This window comes from Sinomicrobium weinanense (assembly GCF_018863395.1).
GTDB classification, from domain to species: domain Bacteria; phylum Bacteroidota; class Bacteroidia; order Flavobacteriales; family Flavobacteriaceae; genus Sinomicrobium; species Sinomicrobium weinanense.
Map to the genome: position 1 here is coordinate 64053 of NZ_JAHKRR010000011.1, position 18080 is coordinate 82132.

The 18080-nt window shown below is 39.7% G+C and carries 21 protein-coding genes; 16 read left to right on the forward strand and 5 right to left on the reverse strand.

What is annotated here, in order from left to right; all coding sequences use genetic code 11:
• Nucleotides 1-45 precede the first annotated feature (45 nt).
• The 12 genes from KN811_RS19715 to KN811_RS19770 all read left to right on the forward strand — a co-directional run bounded on the left by KN811_RS19715 (nt 46) and on the right by KN811_RS19770 (nt 9951).
• A complete protein-coding gene (locus KN811_RS19715) occupies nt 46-1002 on the forward strand; it encodes an alpha/beta fold hydrolase (RefSeq protein WP_187964031.1) in 957 nt (318 codons plus the stop codon).
• A gap of 182 nt (nt 1003-1184) precedes the next feature.
• Nucleotides 1185-1748 carry a hypothetical protein gene (locus tag KN811_RS19720; protein ID WP_187964032.1) on the forward strand — a complete coding sequence of 188 codons (564 nt, stop codon included), beginning with the start codon at nt 1185-1187 and terminating at the stop codon, nt 1746-1748.
• Nucleotides 1749-1840: 92 nt separating this feature from the next.
• Nucleotides 1841-2395 (forward strand): outer membrane beta-barrel protein, encoded by a 555-nt coding sequence (locus KN811_RS19725; RefSeq protein WP_187964033.1) that lies wholly within the window; start codon nt 1841-1843, stop codon nt 2393-2395.
• A 119-nt stretch (nt 2396-2514) separates the two neighbouring features.
• Nucleotides 2515-3111 carry a GrpB family protein gene (locus KN811_RS19730; RefSeq protein ID WP_187964034.1) on the forward strand — a complete coding sequence of 199 codons (597 nt, stop codon included), beginning with the start codon at nt 2515-2517 and terminating at the stop codon, nt 3109-3111.
• Nucleotides 3112-3200: 89 nt separating this feature from the next.
• Entirely contained in the window at nt 3201-3935 is a 735-nt protein-coding gene (locus tag KN811_RS19735) for a class I SAM-dependent methyltransferase (RefSeq protein WP_187964035.1), read from the forward strand.
• Nucleotides 3936-4046: 111 nt separating this feature from the next.
• The gene (locus KN811_RS19740) at nt 4047-4544 is read left to right on the forward strand and encodes a MepB family protein (RefSeq protein ID WP_345725264.1); all 498 of its coding nucleotides are present in this window, start codon (nt 4047-4049) and stop codon (nt 4542-4544) included.
• Nucleotides 4545-4781: 237 nt separating this feature from the next.
• Nucleotides 4782-5411: a dioxygenase family protein gene (locus KN811_RS19745; protein ID WP_187964036.1), complete on the forward strand. Its 630-nt coding sequence runs from the start codon at nt 4782-4784 to the stop codon at nt 5409-5411.
• Between the two features lie 46 nt (nt 5412-5457).
• Nucleotides 5458-5823: a DUF2200 domain-containing protein gene (locus KN811_RS19750; protein WP_187964037.1), complete on the forward strand. Its 366-nt coding sequence runs from the start codon at nt 5458-5460 to the stop codon at nt 5821-5823.
• 59 nt (nt 5824-5882) lie between these two features.
• Nucleotides 5883-6302 (forward strand): NAD(+)--rifampin ADP-ribosyltransferase, encoded by a 420-nt coding sequence (gene arr, locus KN811_RS19755; protein WP_187964038.1) that lies wholly within the window; start codon nt 5883-5885, stop codon nt 6300-6302.
• Nucleotides 6303-6982: 680 nt separating this feature from the next.
• The gene (locus KN811_RS19760; protein WP_187964039.1) at nt 6983-8500 is read left to right on the forward strand and encodes a dienelactone hydrolase family protein; all 1518 of its coding nucleotides are present in this window, start codon (nt 6983-6985) and stop codon (nt 8498-8500) included.
• Nucleotides 8501-8530: 30 nt separating this feature from the next.
• Entirely contained in the window at nt 8531-9031 is a 501-nt protein-coding gene (locus tag KN811_RS19765; protein WP_187964040.1) for a DUF4440 domain-containing protein, read from the forward strand.
• Between the two features lie 209 nt (nt 9032-9240).
• The gene (locus KN811_RS19770; protein WP_187964041.1) at nt 9241-9951 is read left to right on the forward strand and encodes a hypothetical protein; all 711 of its coding nucleotides are present in this window, start codon (nt 9241-9243) and stop codon (nt 9949-9951) included.
• A gap of 441 nt (nt 9952-10392) precedes the next feature.
• Here the strand turns inward: KN811_RS19770 and KN811_RS19775 are convergent, their stop codons facing one another.
• Together KN811_RS19775 and KN811_RS19780 are read right to left on the reverse strand one after the other, a co-directional pair.
• Nucleotides 10393-11529, reverse strand: coding sequence for a HEPN domain-containing protein (locus KN811_RS19775; RefSeq protein ID WP_187964042.1), 1137 nt, complete (start codon nt 11527-11529; stop codon nt 10393-10395).
• A gap of 5 nt (nt 11530-11534) precedes the next feature.
• The gene (locus KN811_RS19780; protein ID WP_187964043.1) at nt 11535-11846 is read right to left on the reverse strand and encodes a hypothetical protein; all 312 of its coding nucleotides are present in this window, start codon (nt 11844-11846) and stop codon (nt 11535-11537) included.
• Between the two features lie 481 nt (nt 11847-12327).
• On the opposite strand from KN811_RS19780, the gene KN811_RS19785 reads away from it, so the two are divergent.
• Nucleotides 12328-12582 (forward strand): helix-turn-helix domain-containing protein, encoded by a 255-nt coding sequence (locus KN811_RS19785; protein ID WP_187964044.1) that lies wholly within the window; start codon nt 12328-12330, stop codon nt 12580-12582.
• Between the two features lie 63 nt (nt 12583-12645).
• Complete coding sequence (locus KN811_RS19790) at nt 12646-12915, forward strand: transcriptional regulator (RefSeq protein ID WP_187964045.1); 270 nt, start codon at nt 12646-12648, stop codon at nt 12913-12915.
• A gap of 225 nt (nt 12916-13140) precedes the next feature.
• Here KN811_RS19790 and KN811_RS19795 read toward each other — a convergent pair whose 3' ends face one another.
• Nucleotides 13141-13947, reverse strand: a complete 807-nt coding sequence (locus tag KN811_RS19795) for a penicillin-binding transpeptidase domain-containing protein (RefSeq protein ID WP_187964046.1) — start codon at nt 13945-13947, stop codon at nt 13141-13143.
• A gap of 503 nt (nt 13948-14450) precedes the next feature.
• Here KN811_RS19795 and KN811_RS19800 point away from each other — a divergent pair.
• Nucleotides 14451-14936: a DUF3237 domain-containing protein gene (locus KN811_RS19800; RefSeq protein ID WP_187964047.1), complete on the forward strand. Its 486-nt coding sequence runs from the start codon at nt 14451-14453 to the stop codon at nt 14934-14936.
• Between the two features lie 612 nt (nt 14937-15548).
• The gene (locus KN811_RS19805) at nt 15549-16127 is read left to right on the forward strand and encodes a helix-turn-helix domain-containing protein (RefSeq protein WP_187964048.1); all 579 of its coding nucleotides are present in this window, start codon (nt 15549-15551) and stop codon (nt 16125-16127) included.
• Nucleotides 16128-16258: 131 nt separating this feature from the next.
• Here the strand turns inward: KN811_RS19805 and KN811_RS19810 are convergent, their stop codons facing one another.
• On the reverse strand, nt 16259-16690 hold the full coding sequence (locus KN811_RS19810; RefSeq protein WP_187964049.1) for a GNAT family N-acetyltransferase: 432 nt from the start codon (nt 16688-16690) through the stop codon (nt 16259-16261).
• Between the two features lie 184 nt (nt 16691-16874).
• A complete protein-coding gene (locus KN811_RS19815) occupies nt 16875-17921 on the reverse strand; it encodes a DUF3078 domain-containing protein (protein ID WP_187964050.1) in 1047 nt (348 codons plus the stop codon).
• Between the last annotated feature and the right edge of the window lie 159 nt (nt 17922-18080).

Genomic DNA, 18080 nt, shown 5'->3' on the forward strand with positions numbered 1-18080 from the left:
AACAAAACCCTGCTCCAAACGTCTTTTACAGAAAAGAAAAGACCCATGAAAAGAATTTTACTGCTTGTCCTGGCCTTATTACAATCGGTTTTTTTGCCGGCCCAGGACCAAAATTATACGGAATGGTATTTACAATGTGAAGACGTGGATATCTTTGTAAAGGAAACGGGCCATGGCAAAGACACGGTAATAGTGGTCCATGGCGGATTTGGCGCCAACCACGATTATATGACAGATGCCATTAAGGGGCTGGAAAAGGAGTTCCGCTTTGTACTATACGACCAGAGAGGCTCACTAATGTCACCAACAAAGAAAGAAAACCTCACCTTTCAAAAAAACATTGACGACCTGCTGGCACTGACAAAAGCCCTGAAGCTGAAAAAAGTCAAACTTTTTTGTCATTCTATGGGCACTTTGGTGGGTATGGAATTTACCGAACAACATCCGGACCTGGTATCGCATCTGGTCCTTTCCGGTACAATTCTGCCCAGATCAGACAGCCTGGGAAATGTTTTTTCCGAACGGCACAAGAAACAGGTCGATTTCCTGGTAAACAGAAAAGAAGTAAAAACCTTGATCGGGCCATTCAAAGCCAAAGGAATAGATAACCTGCGTTCGGTACAGGATATTGATACTTCCGGACTATCCCACAAAGACCTTACGGAATACTGGCGGATAAATTTTGCAGCCATTAATATCTACGATGTTAGCAAACATCATCTTTTAAAAGGAGGCAGGGCATACTACAAACAAGCCTCATCGGTAATGACAGAAACAGTGAACTGGAGTTACGATTACCGGGACGTTCTCAATAACAAGGCCAAAACGACCATAATTAACGGCGACCACGATTTTTTTGACTTTCAGGGTAGAATATTGAAAACCCTGCTCAAAGGATACAACAGGATTGAGTTAAAGATCATTGCATATGCCGGGCACAATAGCTGGATTGACAATCCTTTATTATTTAAAAACAACCTGGCGGCTGCACTGACCAGGTAAAAAGCCTGGCGCTCGTTTGCAACGAGTGTCATCCTTATAGCCCCATCACATACCGTATGGATTAAAGTTTCTCCTGGTTAAATTTCCCTGTCAGGATATAAGAAAACTACTTAAAAATCTATAAAATAATGTAATTTGGCATCATTAAAAATCCATACAACAAATCACAAAGACAAAATTAAATGAAGAAAATTTTACTGACCTTAACTTTCTGCGGACTGACTTTTATAGCAAAATCCCAAACTGTAAGTGTAGAACAATCAACTTTTGGCATTCAGGCCGGGCTTTTGGGCATTTGGGGGCATCACGAAGCAAGATTATCCAACCAGATCGCCCTGAGAAGCGAACTCGGGTTTGACAGCGGATTCTGGAGAAACAATTATTACGATGAATTAGGGTTCCTGTTAACCCCGGTCATTACGCTTGAACCGAGATGGTATTATAACCTGAACAAAAGAGAAAGCAAATCAAGGCGGACCGACGGGAACAGCGGAAATTTTATATCCATAAAAACAAGCTATCACCCCGATTGGTTTGTAATCTCTAACCATGATAATATCAGGATCATCAGCGATATTTCAATAATACCAACCTGGGGCATACGACGGAATATTGGAAACCATTTCACCTATGAAACCGGGATTGGGTTCGGATATAGCTACATTTTTGCCAGGCAGGCCGGTTATTCCGAAGATGAGGGTGACGCGGCTTTAAATCTGCATTTGAGAGTTGGTTATAGATTTTAAACATAAAACATTATAACCCTTCGCCTGTTTGCAATAAATACCACCTTTTTAAAATATAGCTCTCTCCAAAAACAAATAATTCAAACAAAATTATGAAACAAAAAATCCTTTTAACTTTTCTTCTGATATTTTCAATGAAATTGTTTGCTCAGAATTCAAAATTCAGCATTGAAGCCAGTTACCCGATTTTAATTAATGAAAAAGCAAATAACAGGAGTTTTATCGATTTCAATGGTATTATTGACCTTGGAGTTAAATACAATATTACAGAAAATCGAAAAATTAATTTCGATATTGGGTTAAATACCTCATACTTAAAGTTCAAAGTAGATGACGGAGGAACGAAATTTACTAGAAATCACTATATATTTCAACCAAAGCTGTTTGGGAGAACTAAATTATTTTCATACCCAAACATAGACTTTTCTTTAGGACTGGGATATGCTTTCGATTTTGATTCAACCGGAGATAATGCTTTTAAAAGCAAGACATATAACGGAGTGAACTTAAATGCCGGATTATATTACCCCTGCTTTAAACAAATATTTTTCCATGTGCAATTTGACACGATCTTTTATAACAAGGAACTGGTATATTATAATAAAAATCTCAGTATGATTAAAGTAGGTGTCGGTTTAAAGCTGTAAACGCTTACAGGTTTTTTACTGAAAGTTAGAAGACAAAAAACAAATAAAAATCCGGTATGGCTCACCACCAGCGAACAATAAGACAAAAGTTCCGTCTATAAACAAGTTAAATACAATCCATGAAAATCGAGGTCGTAGCATATAATCCGGAGTGGCCGGTTATATTCAACCACATAAAAAATGATTTAAAAACGATTTTAGGCGAATTGAATCCGAAGATCGAACATGTAGGAAGCACTTCTGTTCCCAATCTGGCTGCCAAACCAATAATTGATATTGCGGTTGGGATCGACAGTGCTGATGACCTGGACAGAACGGTTGAACCCATGATACAAAATCGTTATATATATTATGAAACCTATAATGCTATGATGCCATACAGAAGGTTCTTTGTAGGATTAAAAAATAAAGAGGACCATGTGAAATTTAAAAATGTATACACACAAGATGATCCTATTCCTCATGAGAGCATTCATCTCAATAAACAGTGTCATGTTCATATTTGGGAATTTAAAAGCCCTGAATGGCATCGGCATATAGCATTCAGGGATTATTTACTCGAACACCCCGAAGTCAGAAAACAGTATGAAGCCCTGAAGAAGGCATTGAGCTTAAATAACTGGAAAGACGGAAATGAATATAACGATGGAAAGAATAGTTTTATAAAAAGAGAAGAAGAAAAAGCTGTTAAATGGTGGCGCGATAAAAAAATATAGCGAACCAGGCCTGAACAGCATTGAAATGCAGTGTGGCCAAACCGCTGGCGACGGGTTGAAAAATAAGATGAGAATAATAGGTTAGAGAAATGAAACAGAATAAATACGATAATAATGACTTTTTTAAAAGTTATGGAGAAATGCCCCGTTCCGTTGAGGGCCTGAATGCCGCCGGAGAATGGTATGTTTTGCGTGAAATGTTGCCCGATTTTAAAGGTAGGAATGTGCTTGACCTTGGTTGCGGATATGGATGGCACTGCATTTATGCCAAAGCACAAGGTGCTGAAAATGTAACTGGAGTTGACCTGTCTGAAAAAATGATTGCCAGGGCAAAAGAAAATTCCAAAGGTCTGACAATCGATTATAAGCAATTGGCCATCGAAGATATGGATTTCGAGCCTGAAAAGTTCGATATTGTTATAAGTTCACTTGCTTTTCATTACATAAAGGACCTGGAAGTCGTTTTTCGTAAGATCAATCGTGTTTTAAAAAAAGGAGGGACCTTTGTATTCTCCATGGAACACCCTGTCTTTACTTCAAGGGCCGAACAAGATTGGTTTACCGACAAAAACGGAAACCGACTACACTGGCCGATTGATAACTATCAGGATGAAGGTAAAAGACAAGCCCGGTTTCTCGGACATCAGGTCATTAAATATCATCGGACTTTGGAGACTATTATAAATACCACCATTGCTTCTGATTTTTGTATCCAACAAATATCGGAACCTAAACCATCAGACGATTTTTTAAAAAATTATCCCGAAATGAAAGATGAAATGAGAAGGCCGATCTTTATTATAATTGCTGCAATAAAAAAATAATACAACAAGGTCTGGCGCTCGTTTGCAACGAGTGCCACCTCCCTATACATTCGTTGAGCACAGCAACAGGAGAAAAAATCGTGATCATTGAATAACAAACCGATACTGAAAATGATGAATAGTGAACTTGCCGAAATTAAAAACATGATTTATGATAAATGCTCACTTCAGATTTCAGATTTTAAAACCGAAACGGAAAGTAAAGAGTACGAAGCCTGTCAATTTGAACTTAACGGGCTGATTGTTATTTGCAGAAACGCAAAGACAACACCTAAAAAAACAGGGCAATTTGTAACATTTTGGAAACGGAATGCAAAGGGCCCGATTGAACCATTTCATGAAACAGATCCTATTGACTTCTATGTGGTAAACGTGCAAACTACAAACCAGCAGGGACAATTTGTATTCCCAAAATCCGTGCTCATCAAAAAAGGAATAATTTCAACCGACAAAAAGGAAGGAAAAAGGGCCTTTAGAGTTTATCCCTCCTGGGACGTTACAAATAACAAACAAGCAGAACAAGCTCAAAAATGGCAACTCAACTATTTTTATGAGATCAACAACGCAACAGACTTGAAACGAGTTATAGAATTATACAAAAACAAATAAGATTACAACGAGTCTACCACCCTTACACCTGGCGCTCGTTTACAACGAGTGCCACCTTATAGCCTTAACTATTTATTTGAAAATTAATGAAATGGTGGTAAATTGTTGTCATTAAGATAGTGGGAGTTAAAAAAGCGGAAAAAGGCTAAAAACTTCTGTATAACCATCCGAATTGGAGGTGTAAAAGGATAAAAGTTCTGTATATAAACAAGTTGGCGGTAATTTAAAAAAGGAACAATGATACGGACATTAACATTTATACTTTTAACAGTTTTATTGTCTTCCTGCGCAAATTCCCAAAGTCAGGACACTCAAAGACTTGTAGGTGGGCCCTGTGAAGGCTGTGAAGCCATTTTTGAATATGGAGACAGAGAGTTAACCGCTGTGGACACTTTACCCGACTTCAATACTAAAGGACTTAGAATAAAAGTGTCGGGAACAATTTATCAAAGCGATGGAAAGACACCGGCCAAAGATGTAATACTCTACATCTATCATACGGACCAGAACGGAATATATGCCACAAAAGGAAACGAGACCGGATGGGCAAAACGACACGGTTATATAAGAGGCTGGGTGAAAACAGGCATTAATGGACAGTATACTTTTTATACACTAAAACCCGGGGTTTACCCCGACAGGTCCGCCCCGGCCCATATACACCCCACAATTCTGGAACCTGATGGAAAATACTACTGGCTCGGAAGCTATCATTTTGAAGGAGATACTTTACTGACGGATAAAGAAATTAATCCCGATGCTCCCAGGGGAGGAAGTTCAGGACTTTTGACCTTGACGAAAGAGGGAGACATTTGGGTAGGAACAAGGGATATAATTTTAGGTAAGAACATTTCAGATTATAAATAAAGTATTTACCGTACTATCACAAAAAATCAACACAAAAATACAAGGCATGAAGAACACCGACACACACAACCAGCGTATTGCAAAAATGACCTTTGCCTCGATCTATCCCATGTATATTGCAAAGGTGGAGAAGAAGGGCAGAACAAAAGAGGAATTGAATCAGGTCATAACGTGGTTAACAGGCTTCAATGACAAAAAAATACAGGAGCTGATAAACGATAATGTAACTTTCGAAACCTTCTTCCAGGAGGCTTCCCTAAATCCCAATGTTCGCCTCATAACCGGAGTCATCTGCGGATATCGTGTAGAGGACATCGAGAACCCTTTGACACAGAAGGTCCGGTATTTGGATAAATTGGTAGATGAGTTGGCCAGGGGCAGAAAGCTGGAAAAGATATTACGCAGCACATAGGATATAGGGAAGACGTACCCCAACACCCAGGAAAAGACAACCAAAACAATACAACAACCATGGAAAAAAACAGTACAATAGATTATGCACAAACGTTCTATCATGGCACTAAAGCCAATCTGAAAACAGGCGACTTCATCGAAGTTGGCTTTAACTCCAACTACGGCAAAAAGAAAAAGGCAAAATATATCTATCTTTCAGCTACCCTCGACGCTGCTGTTTGGGGAGCCGAACTTGCCGAAGGCGAAGGACGTGAAAGGATCTATATCGTGGAACCAACCGGCTCCATTGAGGACGACCCGAATTTAACGGACAAAAAATTTCCAGGCAATCCTACAAAATCCTATCGTTCCCTGTACCCGTTTAAAGTTATCGGAGAGGTAACCGATTGGCAGGGACACTCCCCCGAGCAACTCAAAGCCATGAAAGACCATCTTGCAGAACTTAAGCGACAGGGAATAGAGGCCATCGAAGCGTAAAACAACGAACTGCTTACAACGTATAAGCATAATACGGGGTAAAGAAGCATTACAAATGCCAGATGCGATAAGCACTCGTTGCAAACGAGCGCTAGGGGGAGGCTCTTCCGCGGGGCCGGCGGAAATCGATAATGTATTGGGAGGATATATTGGGTACTTCACCGATCCGGACGGACATCTTTGAGAGCTTGTATGTCCTCATCAAAAATAATTTATGGCATGCGATAAAAGCCCCGGTCCGGGGCTTTTGGTGTTTTTAGAACGTATACCTACTTAAAGGGACAAACCAAAAAAGACTCCTCCCTTCAGACGAAGGGAGGTGGGCAAACTTCAGTTTGGTCGGAGGGTTTGAAAGCCCGGGCCACGGGAAAGCATTAATGCTTAGTAATAAACCCAGGACCAGGGCCGGGTTAAACTCCCCGACCCGCTAAAGCGGCCCACCCTTCGCCTCGAGGCCTGTGCTGAGCCCTTCAACTACGCTCAGGATAAATAAAGCCGAAGTAGGGGAGCTTTTTAGTGCTTATCTTTAGATAAGACCAAAAACTATTTGTTTGAAAATTAACGAAATAGTCCTAAATTGACATCATTAAGAATGCTTGTCTTTTTATTGGAAGCTGAAAAAACTAGCTGTAACAATCAACAAGAATCCGCATCTTTATGTTAAACACTACAACCAAACTATGAAACTACGAATACTTATCATCTTAATATTGTTTCTGGCAAATCTAACCCTGGGGCAGACATCTTTGAAAGAAATTGACCTCGAAAACGGAAAATACAAGGTAGGATTTCAGCACTATACAACTTCTGACAGCACAAGAACTTACAGCCGAATCTTTGAGACGGTAGCAAGACCTATTTCCGTAAGTATATGGTATCCTTCCGAACAAAATGCAGTTAACAGAGAGCCGTTGGCGGTTTTAGATTACCTTGAAATCCTAAAAGAAGAAGAGGAATGGGAACATTTGCCCAATGAACAAATACTGAACTGGTTTTATTATCCCAACACGCCTGCAAAGCAAAAACACCTTGTAGAACAAACAACAGCATACGCCAAAGCAGCATTCGGAAAAGGAAAATTTCCGGTAATTATCTATGCACCAAGTTTCCAGGCATCATCCATTGAGAACTTTGCGCTTTGCGAATATTTGGCAAGTCACGGTTTTGTGGTGGTGTCAGGTCCAAGTCGGGGAACAGAAACCCGTAGGTTCGGCAATAACAGTGCAAAGGAAATAGAAACCCAGGCCAGGGATGTAGAGTTTTTGATGAAAGAAGCAGGTAAAATTCCTGTTGCCGATTACGATAAAATTGCAATAATGGGTTTTAGCTTTGGCGGTTTATCAAATATCATCGTGCAAAATCGTAACGACAATGTAAAGGCAATTGTTAGTCTTGACGGTACAGAAAGATACCAATATCAACTGCTAAACCAATCATCGTTTTTCGATGCTCAAAATATAGATGTCCCGTACATCCATATGGCACAGAAAGACATTCCCGATATAGTCTTAAAAGAAGATCATATTAATGCAGAACTCAACACAAAATTTCAGTTATTCGACAGTTTATCCAAGAGTAGGGCATATCGGTTAAAGTTTCACAACCTTACCCATAGCTATTTCAGTACTTTGGGCGTTCTCTTTGAAAACAGGGATAAAAGACAAGACAAAAGCGATCCTGAAATCATGGAATCCTACAAATGGGTTGCGATGTACACTTTGAATTTTTTGAACGCCACTTTACACAAGGATAAAAACGCATCAAAGTTCATCGAAAACAATCCGCATGATAATGGAATTACAAATAGCCTGGTAACTCTAAAAACCAAACAACCGGAAAAAGAGGAGTACACATTTCAGGATTTTAACGCCCTGGCATCAAACCGAAACTATGAAAACTTATTACAACGCTATGACTCCATAGCAAAAATATACCCTTCGTTTGAAATTCCGGAAGGCCATTTAAACCACCTTGGACTACAACTTGTTTTCAATCCGGATACTTCCATGCAAGGAATACATGTATTTTTATTGGCAACAAAACTTTATCCGAATTCTGCAAACCTTTACGATAGCTTAGGAGAGGGATACCTGTTCATGGGCTACAAAGAAAAGGCTATTGAAAGTTTTAAAAAGTCTTTGGAGTTAAATTCCCAAAATCCAAACGCCATCAACCGGTTGGAAGAACTAAAGAAGTAAAGCCAGCCGCTAATATTTAAACAAATACTTATGAAGAAAATATTTATCCTATTAGTGATCTTTTTTGGGATGATTTCTTGCGACCAAAAAACAAAAACAGAAAATAGAACCGACCCTGAAATTTACAGCTCAACCGTAAATAATGACATTAAATCTGTCAAAGATCTTATAACAAACTCTTTTGAAGACATTTTTTCAGATTTGGACTCAACTAAAATAAAGAAATATTACACGGACGATTTTTTGCTTCTTGAAAACGGTATTGTGTGGAATAATGATTCGATAAGGAATTACATAAACAAGGCGCGTAAAGAAACGGAAATCCAAAACATAAAAAGACGCAATCGATTTGGCTTCATAAAAGCAGTACACAACCAGAATAGCATTTGGATAGCCTATGACAATTATGGTACCTGGGTAAAAGAAGCAGACACTTTAGGAACGGTACATTGGTTGGAAAGTGTAATTGCTATTAAGGACAAAAATAATTGGAAACTAGAGCAATTGCATTCAACAATTGTACAGAAATGAAAAAACGACACCTACTAGCGCTCATTTGCAACGAGTGCTATCCTTTCAGTCCCATCACACACTCCCGGCTTTTTACCATGACATTTTATTAGTATTGATGCCTACTCGTAAAATCCGCAGGATTTTCCTATGGTTCAGGTTCTTTTACTACCTTAGTAACCGCCACACGCCACAGTGTGTGGCCTAAACCGTTGTGAGCAAGTAAAAAAATGAGAAAAAGTTTAATAATATCGATTTTGGCAATTACATGGCTTTGTTTCTGCGGTCAAAAAAGTAATTCAAAAACAGGCCAGGTTGCTATTGAAACAGAAATAATAGACTCAACAAAAAATAACAACAGGCAACCATCGCTAATTCAGGATTTAGAAAGATATATTTATACAGACACTACATATGCATCTCCTACCGGAAAAGGGATAACCATACAAAACAGCCTTCCAAAAGGTGGAAGCATTGCACCCGATGGAACACAATATTTTGATTCGTCAGGAAAAAGATACGGATTTGCTGTATTTTGGACTCGGATAATCAATGAAACAACTACTCCATTAGAACTTAATATTAATTTTCCAGCTGATTCATTTGCAATTTTTACTCCACCTGACTCCTACTTAAAACTGTTTTTACCAACAGATACATTGACATATGATAAACTATCATCGTACAACTATGGTCTAACTGGAATAAAATCCTTTTTAGATGCTAATTTTAATAAGGCTACCAGGTTGCAAAAAACGATTAATCCCAACGAGGAGCATATTTTCTATGTAGTAACGCTCTCTTATCAGGCAGCGGGAACTCCAAGAGCAGCACTTATTTTAAAAGAACAAGACCTTTATTACAGCATGAGCATATCACCAAATGGTTCTGGAACCATCCCCTCCGGAAAGATTGATTTCAAAAATGAAGTTGGTAATTAATCTCCCCTGGCGCTCGTTTGCAACGAGTGCCACCCTTACCCTTACAGCCCTCATCACCCATACCCAGCGACTTTAATAACTGAAAATCAAAAATCCCTTAACAGAGGGAAAAAGTTTACGGCATTGATTTGCAAAACTCCTGGTTGTAATTATGGATATGAAGTTTTAACATACTGAATCGGGTAAGTTTTAAAATAGAAAACGAATAAAAACCAGCAAGAAAAATCCCGACCCTCACAAAAACAGAAGGCCGGGAACTGGTTCACAGAAAACCAAAAACAAGGAAAGATCAACAAATAAAGATTACGGCCAAAACCGCCATGATAACAGCCCCGGCCATCATCCCAAACAAAAAGCAAGTAGAAGGCAACCGAAGCCAATTCCTTGCTTTAAGGTAATCGGTGTTCGCAGAATCTTTATGAAGAAGACCCCTATCCATAACTAACAATCATTGGAAGCCCCTATATATTCTTCCAAAATCGCTTCCATACATTCCATTTCCTCAAAAGGCATTAGTTGTAAAGCATGCTCTAACGCCGCCTGTATATTCATATGGGGTTGAGGAATAAGGCTAGAAAAGCTACCGTCTATATATCCCAGGGCAATAATACACACCTTCATAATCCCCGCTATATCATAAAGCACATTTGCTGGGCCACTGACCAGAAAATCTGCTTTATAAAAAAGTTTATCAGAATCCGGACGTGATTTATAATACTTGCTTTTAGCCAGCGTTTCTATCTTTTTCCTGATTTTATGGTTGTCTTGGAGAGCAATAGACGAGTTCTCTTTTTTCTTTTCAACGGCCTCTTTTTTACATGCGTCCCACTTGGTGCGGAACAGTTCTTTAACCATAGTCAGTTGTGTTTCCGATTTTGCGTATATCTTATCAATCTGTTCCGGCCTAATGTAATAATCCGTTCCATAACGTACGCCCTTATAAGCATCGTCCAATAGTTGTAAAAGCACTGTTTCTTCTTCCGGGTGGAACAATGCACCCAGTTCCGGGATAAATGCCCTGATGTACTTTTGGTGACTGGCAATGCTGTGACAAACCTTTTCCTTGCCGATGGCCAATAATTCCGTAAGACGGTAAGCCAATTCTATCGATTGATGTAGCATAAAGGCCGCTTGTACATGGTTTTGTTGCTCCATATAAAACAAAGCCCCTTCCTTAAAGCCAGCGGCTTTGCTGTATTCCTTTTGGAAACGGTCTTGGGCTGCTTCAAGGGCTTTACCCATGTCCATCCCTTCGGTAAGTGTAGGAAGATGTTGGCCGGGAATGCAATATTTAAGGTTTTCCGGTTTACAGGCATCGATAAAAAAGAGGTTGCCTTCCCGAAGTTGCCGTTCTGCAAACGACAGCGCATAAGTGCGGAACAAAACACCGCTATGTTCCCGGAACACTTGGTGCACCAATGGGGCCAGGTCATCCGGCAGCCCGGAACTGCTTTCCTGCCAGAGTATAAGTAAAAGCGGTTTTTCTTCTCCTTTTACCTCTACCGTAGAGCGATAGATATATTGCACTTCTAAAAGATTTACAATCTTATCGATGATTTGCGGTATGGATAATTTCATGGTCATTAACGGGTTAATTGATCTATTTTCCGCCCCGGTACAAGCCTTTTTGCCTTTTCCCGGAAAGCCATACGTTCCCAAACCCCCCCGTCATCCCAGCGAAATACCTGTTCAAAACGGTTTAGTTTTGACACTACAAAGGAAACCGCATCATAAGGGATGTCTATTTCGTCGATATCCTTACATGCACTGTTTAAGCGCAGGAGTGAATACCTGACATTAGTGTGGTTTTTAGAGAAAATAGCCCATTCAAAGTACCGCACAATGGCTATGGGTTCCTGGCTGTTGAGTATTTTTTTAATGGCTACTCTTTTCATAGATAAATATTTTTAAGGTTAATGAAAAGGTGCAGGGGTAGTAGAAGGGAAGGGGAGCATAATTTAAAAGAAAGGAAAAGGCGTCCCTTTTCCTTTCCAGACTACCCCAAAATAACAGGGCAAAACCGCCCCGTTATGCTTTAACAGGCGAAGACTCCAGAAGTGTAGAAGGTGTTGCTTAAAGTATTGAAGAGTTACACAGAAATAAAATAGGCGTGGAACTCAACATATCAGATAGAGGTACTGGCATACCCTTACAACGATAAGTGAGCCCACGCCCGGGTCGTAGGCCATTTCACTTATTGCCTTGTTGTAATTGAAAAGTGCCAGTTTTCTATCTAAGACTCTAAGCGAAGGCTTCTAATATTTTGCTATTTGAAGACTCGCAAATATATGTAACGCAAAACAAATATAAGCATTTTTTATAAATAGTCCCCTATGGGTTACCAATATTTTTCCTTTTAACCGTGATCTTTAGACTATGAAAACTATCAATTTTATAAAAGAGAGGAAGAAATTTGGTAAACATGTTCTCGAATTAAGGAAAAAAATTAAAAGTACCGAGTATAAAAACAGAAGTATCTCTCAACAAGAATTAAGTGATAGAAGCGAATATTTATCCAAAAAAACTATCGGGGAAATAGAAAGAGGAGAAACTAACCCTTCTTTTGATACTTTGTTGGCGTTGACCCAGGTTTTGGATGTTTCTCTTAGAGATTTAATGGAATACAGATAATCAAACAGTTAATCAAACAGTTAATGGAGATACTTTACTAACCCCGATTATTTTCTTTGTTAGATGGACAGTATTAATAAAATTATCTGTAAGTATATAACCGTAAATTGGTTAGCCCCTTGGCTCAAGGAAGGAAAGTCCCAAGTGGCATTTGGAAACAAACACAATGTAGAAGAAAGCACAGTGAGGAAACTAAAAGGAGAAAAGGAATACCGTATCCCAGTAGAAACACTATATAGGATTTGTAAAGAAAGAAATATCAATCTTTCTGAGTTTTTCAAAGAATTGGAAGAAAAACACCCTCCAATTAGGGTTAACAAAAGCAAAAAATAAAAGCTAGCCCCTGACCCCATCTGGTGCTCGGTTGCACCGAGTTCCAATTTATTTGGCATTTGTAATGCCTTTTTAAGCGCGTTACAAACGCTTTTTACGTAAGGTACTCGTTTCCGCTTTGCTCAAAACGAGCACCAGTGAGAAAAATGGAACGCCCCTGGCGCGCCACCACCCTTTCAATTCCTTTTAACGAATTATTATTGGACTATAATTAAGGTAGATTTCTTATTTTCCAAGAACATTTAACTGTCTTAAAACATCCTTTGTAATTTTCTTTCTACACTTATTAAAATCAGGATTGGGTTCATCCCTGTTTTTTATTAATCGTGTTGCAAAAAAATAAACATTGTCATCCCGTTCCACATAGCCAACCCACCAGCCCGTATCCTTGCCGCCATCTCTTGTCCAACCGGTCTTGGCTCTTAGGGTATAATTTTCCGTTTGCTCCTCTATCATTATGTTTTTTAAAATCCTGAAGTATTTCTTCTCAAATGGCAGGGTTTCTTCATAGACACCTATCAATATTTTTATTTGGTTTGCAGGCGAAATAGCAAAATTTCCAAAATTCCAGAAATCATCATCGTTTATAGATAGGTCTACATTACCGTAATTACATTGGGTCAAATATTCTTTGTATTTTTCTTTCCCAATCTTTTTTGCAAGTTCTATATAGGCCCACCCTGCCGAAACCTTAAAGGCTTCTTTTATGCTTATATCGTGATAGATTTCCGGGCGATAACCATATTTAATAGTGTCGGTCGTGCCCGGCCAGTCAATGATTTCATTCTCATCAGAAATAACGCCCGACTCAAGGGCAATTAAGGTATTGATTACTTTAAATGTCGAAGCAGGTAATGTCGGAAATTGGCTGTCGTCAATATCACTTGTTATCCATTTTTTAGCATTGTAGTCGTAGAGTGTAATGCTGCCTTTTATTCCACAATCTTTGAATGGTTTTGTTATATCTTGTTGGCCAAATAGTTTTATAAAACTAAAAATAAGAATAGCCGATATGAATGTCGCCTTTTTCATTTTTTTGAAATAACCCAAAGATAGTAAATCGGGGTATAAACCCTTCATAAAGTTTTCTACATACTAAATACTTTATTGGAAACCTGGATACGTTTGCGCCTTCTTTATGATTTGCCCCTGGCGCTCGTTGCAAACGAGCGCCACCCCTTCAGCCCCATGACACCCTTCCAGCCACCCCCGTGACAAGTCTCCGGACTTATGCACCCCCACGAGAAAACCCTTCCTCATTGCCCTCCAATCCAAACATTCAGAACACTGCCAAAATATACACCTCCTGGCCTGGCCCTCGTTAGAGCGCAGCCGAAACAAATACCTGAGGTAAAAGCGTTAGCCATGCACAAGTTTTGATATACAAAATAATGAATTGGCCAGAACTTTCTAATCCTAAGTAAACACTACTGCTTTTTGCGATTGAGGTGTTTTATTAATAGAGATGGTCAATTGTGTATATTTGTGTGTTGGTTGCAAGGCTTTAAACACAAACCTCAAATCAAAAAAATAGTATGAAAACAAGAAGAATTACTTCCCTGATTGCAATAGCGATAGTGTTGTTGACTGCTAACACTGCAAATGCTCAAAAGTTGGAATCTGAATTTCTTTTCAAACTTAATCTGACATTAGACCCTTCTATTGATATTGGTAAAGTTCCGATAGGTGAACGAATTATCCATCCTATAACCGGGGGAACTTTTGAAGGACCGAAACTCAAAGGTAAGGTTCGAGCTTCCGGAGCCGATTGGATGGTACGTTTAGACTCTACTACCACCAAATTAGATGTTAGGCTGCTTCTTGAAACGGAAGACGGGCAATTAATCTATAACACCTATTCCGGAATCCTTTACAACAACCCTAATGGTACAACTTACTGGAGAACTACTCCGGTTTTTGAAACAAGTTCGAAAAAATATGAGTGGTTAAATTACCTGATTACCGTTGGAGTTGGGAATTTTAGTAATGGAGTATCTTATGATGTATTTGCAATAAAATAAGCCCCCCTGGCGCTCGTTTGTAACGAGTGCCGCCCTTTCAGCCCCATCACACACTCCCCGCCACCCCCGTGGCAAGTCTCCGGACTTGTGACACCTCCTCCCTTCAGATGAAGGGAGGTGGGCAAACTTCAGTTTGGTCGGAGGGTTTGAAAGCCCAAGCCACGGGAAAGCATTAAAGTTTAGGGACTAACCTAAGACCCGGGCCTGGTCAAATTCCCCGTCCCACATGGCGAGACACCCCTACTTCGACAAGCTCAGCACAGTCCTTCGTCTGAAGAGGGGAGCTTTTATCTGCTTTCGTAAAACTATTTATTTAAAAATTAATAAAATGGCGGTAAATTGGTATCATTAAGAATTTTGTGTTTTTGCTAAAAGCTAAAAGACAGAAAAATGATTAAAAATTTAGTATAACCATCCAGGTTGGAAGTATATAAAGATAAGGGTTCAGTATACAAACAAGTGGTGTTGCATAACGAAAGACTGCAAAATTTTGACACTAAATACATATTTTTAATTACTAAGACAAAGTTGACATATAAAAGTCATAAGATTGACGTTACACCGACGTTTGAGACAACATACTTTTACTCAATAATTTAAAATTTATAAAAAATGGAAGATTCAGGATTACAGAAAAGAGTAAAAGATTTAAGAATTAAAAAAGGATTATCTCAAGAGGAACTTGCAGATAAAACGGGATTAAGTCTTAGGACCATTCAACGAATTGAACATGGAGAATCTGTTCCACGAGGCGATACTTTAAAAAGACTTTCTATTGCACTACAAGCAACGCCCGATGATTTAATAGACTGGCAGGTTCAAGAAGATAAAAATGTAGTGAAAATATTAAGTTTATCTCAATTAGGGTTTTTAGCTTTTCCGTTATTAGGGATTATAATACCATTAGCCATATGGATCTTAAAAAAGGACAAAACGAAATATGTTGATTCAGTTGGTAAATCGATTCTTAATTTTCAGATAACATGGACAATTGTGTTATTTGCTTTATATGTGTTTTTTATAGCGAACATGATTTTTCATTTGCAAATTATTCCGTTGTCAATGCTTTCTGTTCTTTTAATAATTGGTGGATTATATCTATACAATCTTATTATGATAATTAGAAATACTATCCTGGTTAATAAAATTAAAAGCGTAAAATATATACCAGCAATTAGATTTCTAAGTTGAAGATTAAAAAATCACGTCATACAACACCTGGTATAGTGCATGCTGGTTTCAGCAGAGTTTCGGGGTTGTGGAGCATTGGGGGCTATATATCACCCTTTCGGGCTTTTATACATCCCGAAGGGAAGACATAATTATAGATACAACGGCAATTCCATGATCACATAATCATGTCCTTTTTTAAAGAAGGTAGTATTCGTTTCCGTAAAGTGATATCGTTTATAAAAAGAAGAAGCACTCTTGCGGGCATTGCACCAAAGCGTCCGGCCTTTTTCTTTCCGGCAGAAATCAATAGTGTAGGAGAGGAGGGCCGAACCGTAGCCTTTGCCTTGTTGTGTGGTGTCTGTGGCAAACTTCCGAAACTGGTAGCGTCCGTCTTCCCGGTAGAAAAGCGAGATCACCGATCGCAATTCATCATCTGCCGAATACAATCCGAAATGTGTACCCCTGGCATCATCTTCCAGGATAACGCTTTCCACAGACTGCCCCGGGTACATCACCTTTTGGCGTAACGGCCAGGTAAAATGGCCCGGTATTTCCCTGATATAAAAACCTGTGGCTTTCATATAAAAAATTCAGTGTTAACAATGTCAAAATATAACCCAAAGTGCCCTGGCGCTCGTTTGCAACGAGTGCTACCCTTACAGCCCCATCACACACTCCCCGTCACTCCCGCGGCAAGTCTCCGGACTTATAGCATCCTTCTTCCAAGACTTGCCGTTACCCCGGGTTTCCGGACTTGTAGCATGGCTAAAATACATAACTAACCCCTACGCCCAGAATCTGTTTGAGCTGTAATTTAGGCTCGAGGCCGATGGTTTCGTTTTCACTGATCTGAACTTCCCTGGTCTTTACATCATTATCATACTTTATATGGGCCCCTACATTGGCTTTTACATATTCATTGACCACGAGGTTAAAGTTCAGTTCCCAGTCTACATCCACATTGCCAAAGTCGTTGAGGTAATCGGTGTATAGCGATACCCGGTTGGTGAAACTCATGTTTTTATAAACGTCTTTTTCCCATAAGCTGGTGACGAGTATACCCACCTCGGTACGGGTCTGTTTCCCTTCTTTGATAAGGTTGCCTTCAGCATCGTATAAGGCTTTATCCACACCAAAAGCCCCCTGGTTGGCCAGGTCCTGGTCCAGTACATAGGTAGCCTTCATGGTTGCGGGAGAAAAATAGGCTGTGAATTTCTCTGTCGTAGGTGAATATTCCGTACCCAAACCGAAGAAGAGGTAACCAGGTGCCATGAACTTCGATATGGGATTGTCCCGGTCCGGGTATTTATAACCGTTGGTAAACTGTGTCTGAAAGGTGAATTTTGCCGAATAATACCAGTCCGATTTAGGGTGCGTACGGTAACCGAACGTACTGTTTAACTGTACCGCATCGTCCGACTTTCGCAGCTTCTGGTCTTCCTGTGCGTTGAGTCCGTATCGAAAGAGCAGTTCATTGTTCCAGCTTACATTGCCCCGTTTGTATTTCCTGACGAAGTTTCCCGAAGAGATCCCCGAAATGGCATTGTTACCCCCGGCATTCCAGTTCGAAAAAGCCACCTGGCTCATTACAATGCCCAATTCGTTCTTCTTTTCCCAGTATGAAATGGGCGTCGGCGGTGGCGGAACAATATTCTGCAGGCTGATAAGCCTGGATTGCGAAGTATCCTTGGGGATAAACACCGGAAGCGAATGCGTTCCGTATGACGAAGTGTTTATAGGGGTTAAAAGTTCCTGTGCTTTCAGGCCATATATACAAAAAACAGCTGCAATGAAGGAGATGATCTTTCTCATGATATAAATGGTCGTTTTATATGTGGTTTAGGGTTACCCTGTGCTGTGCCGGTTACAAAAAACAGGCAGGTATACCGATAAAGGGTTTCGACTATGCTCGCCCCAACAGGATTTTTTACCTTGCCCCGAGTATACCTGCCCGTTATAAAAGCAGGAACC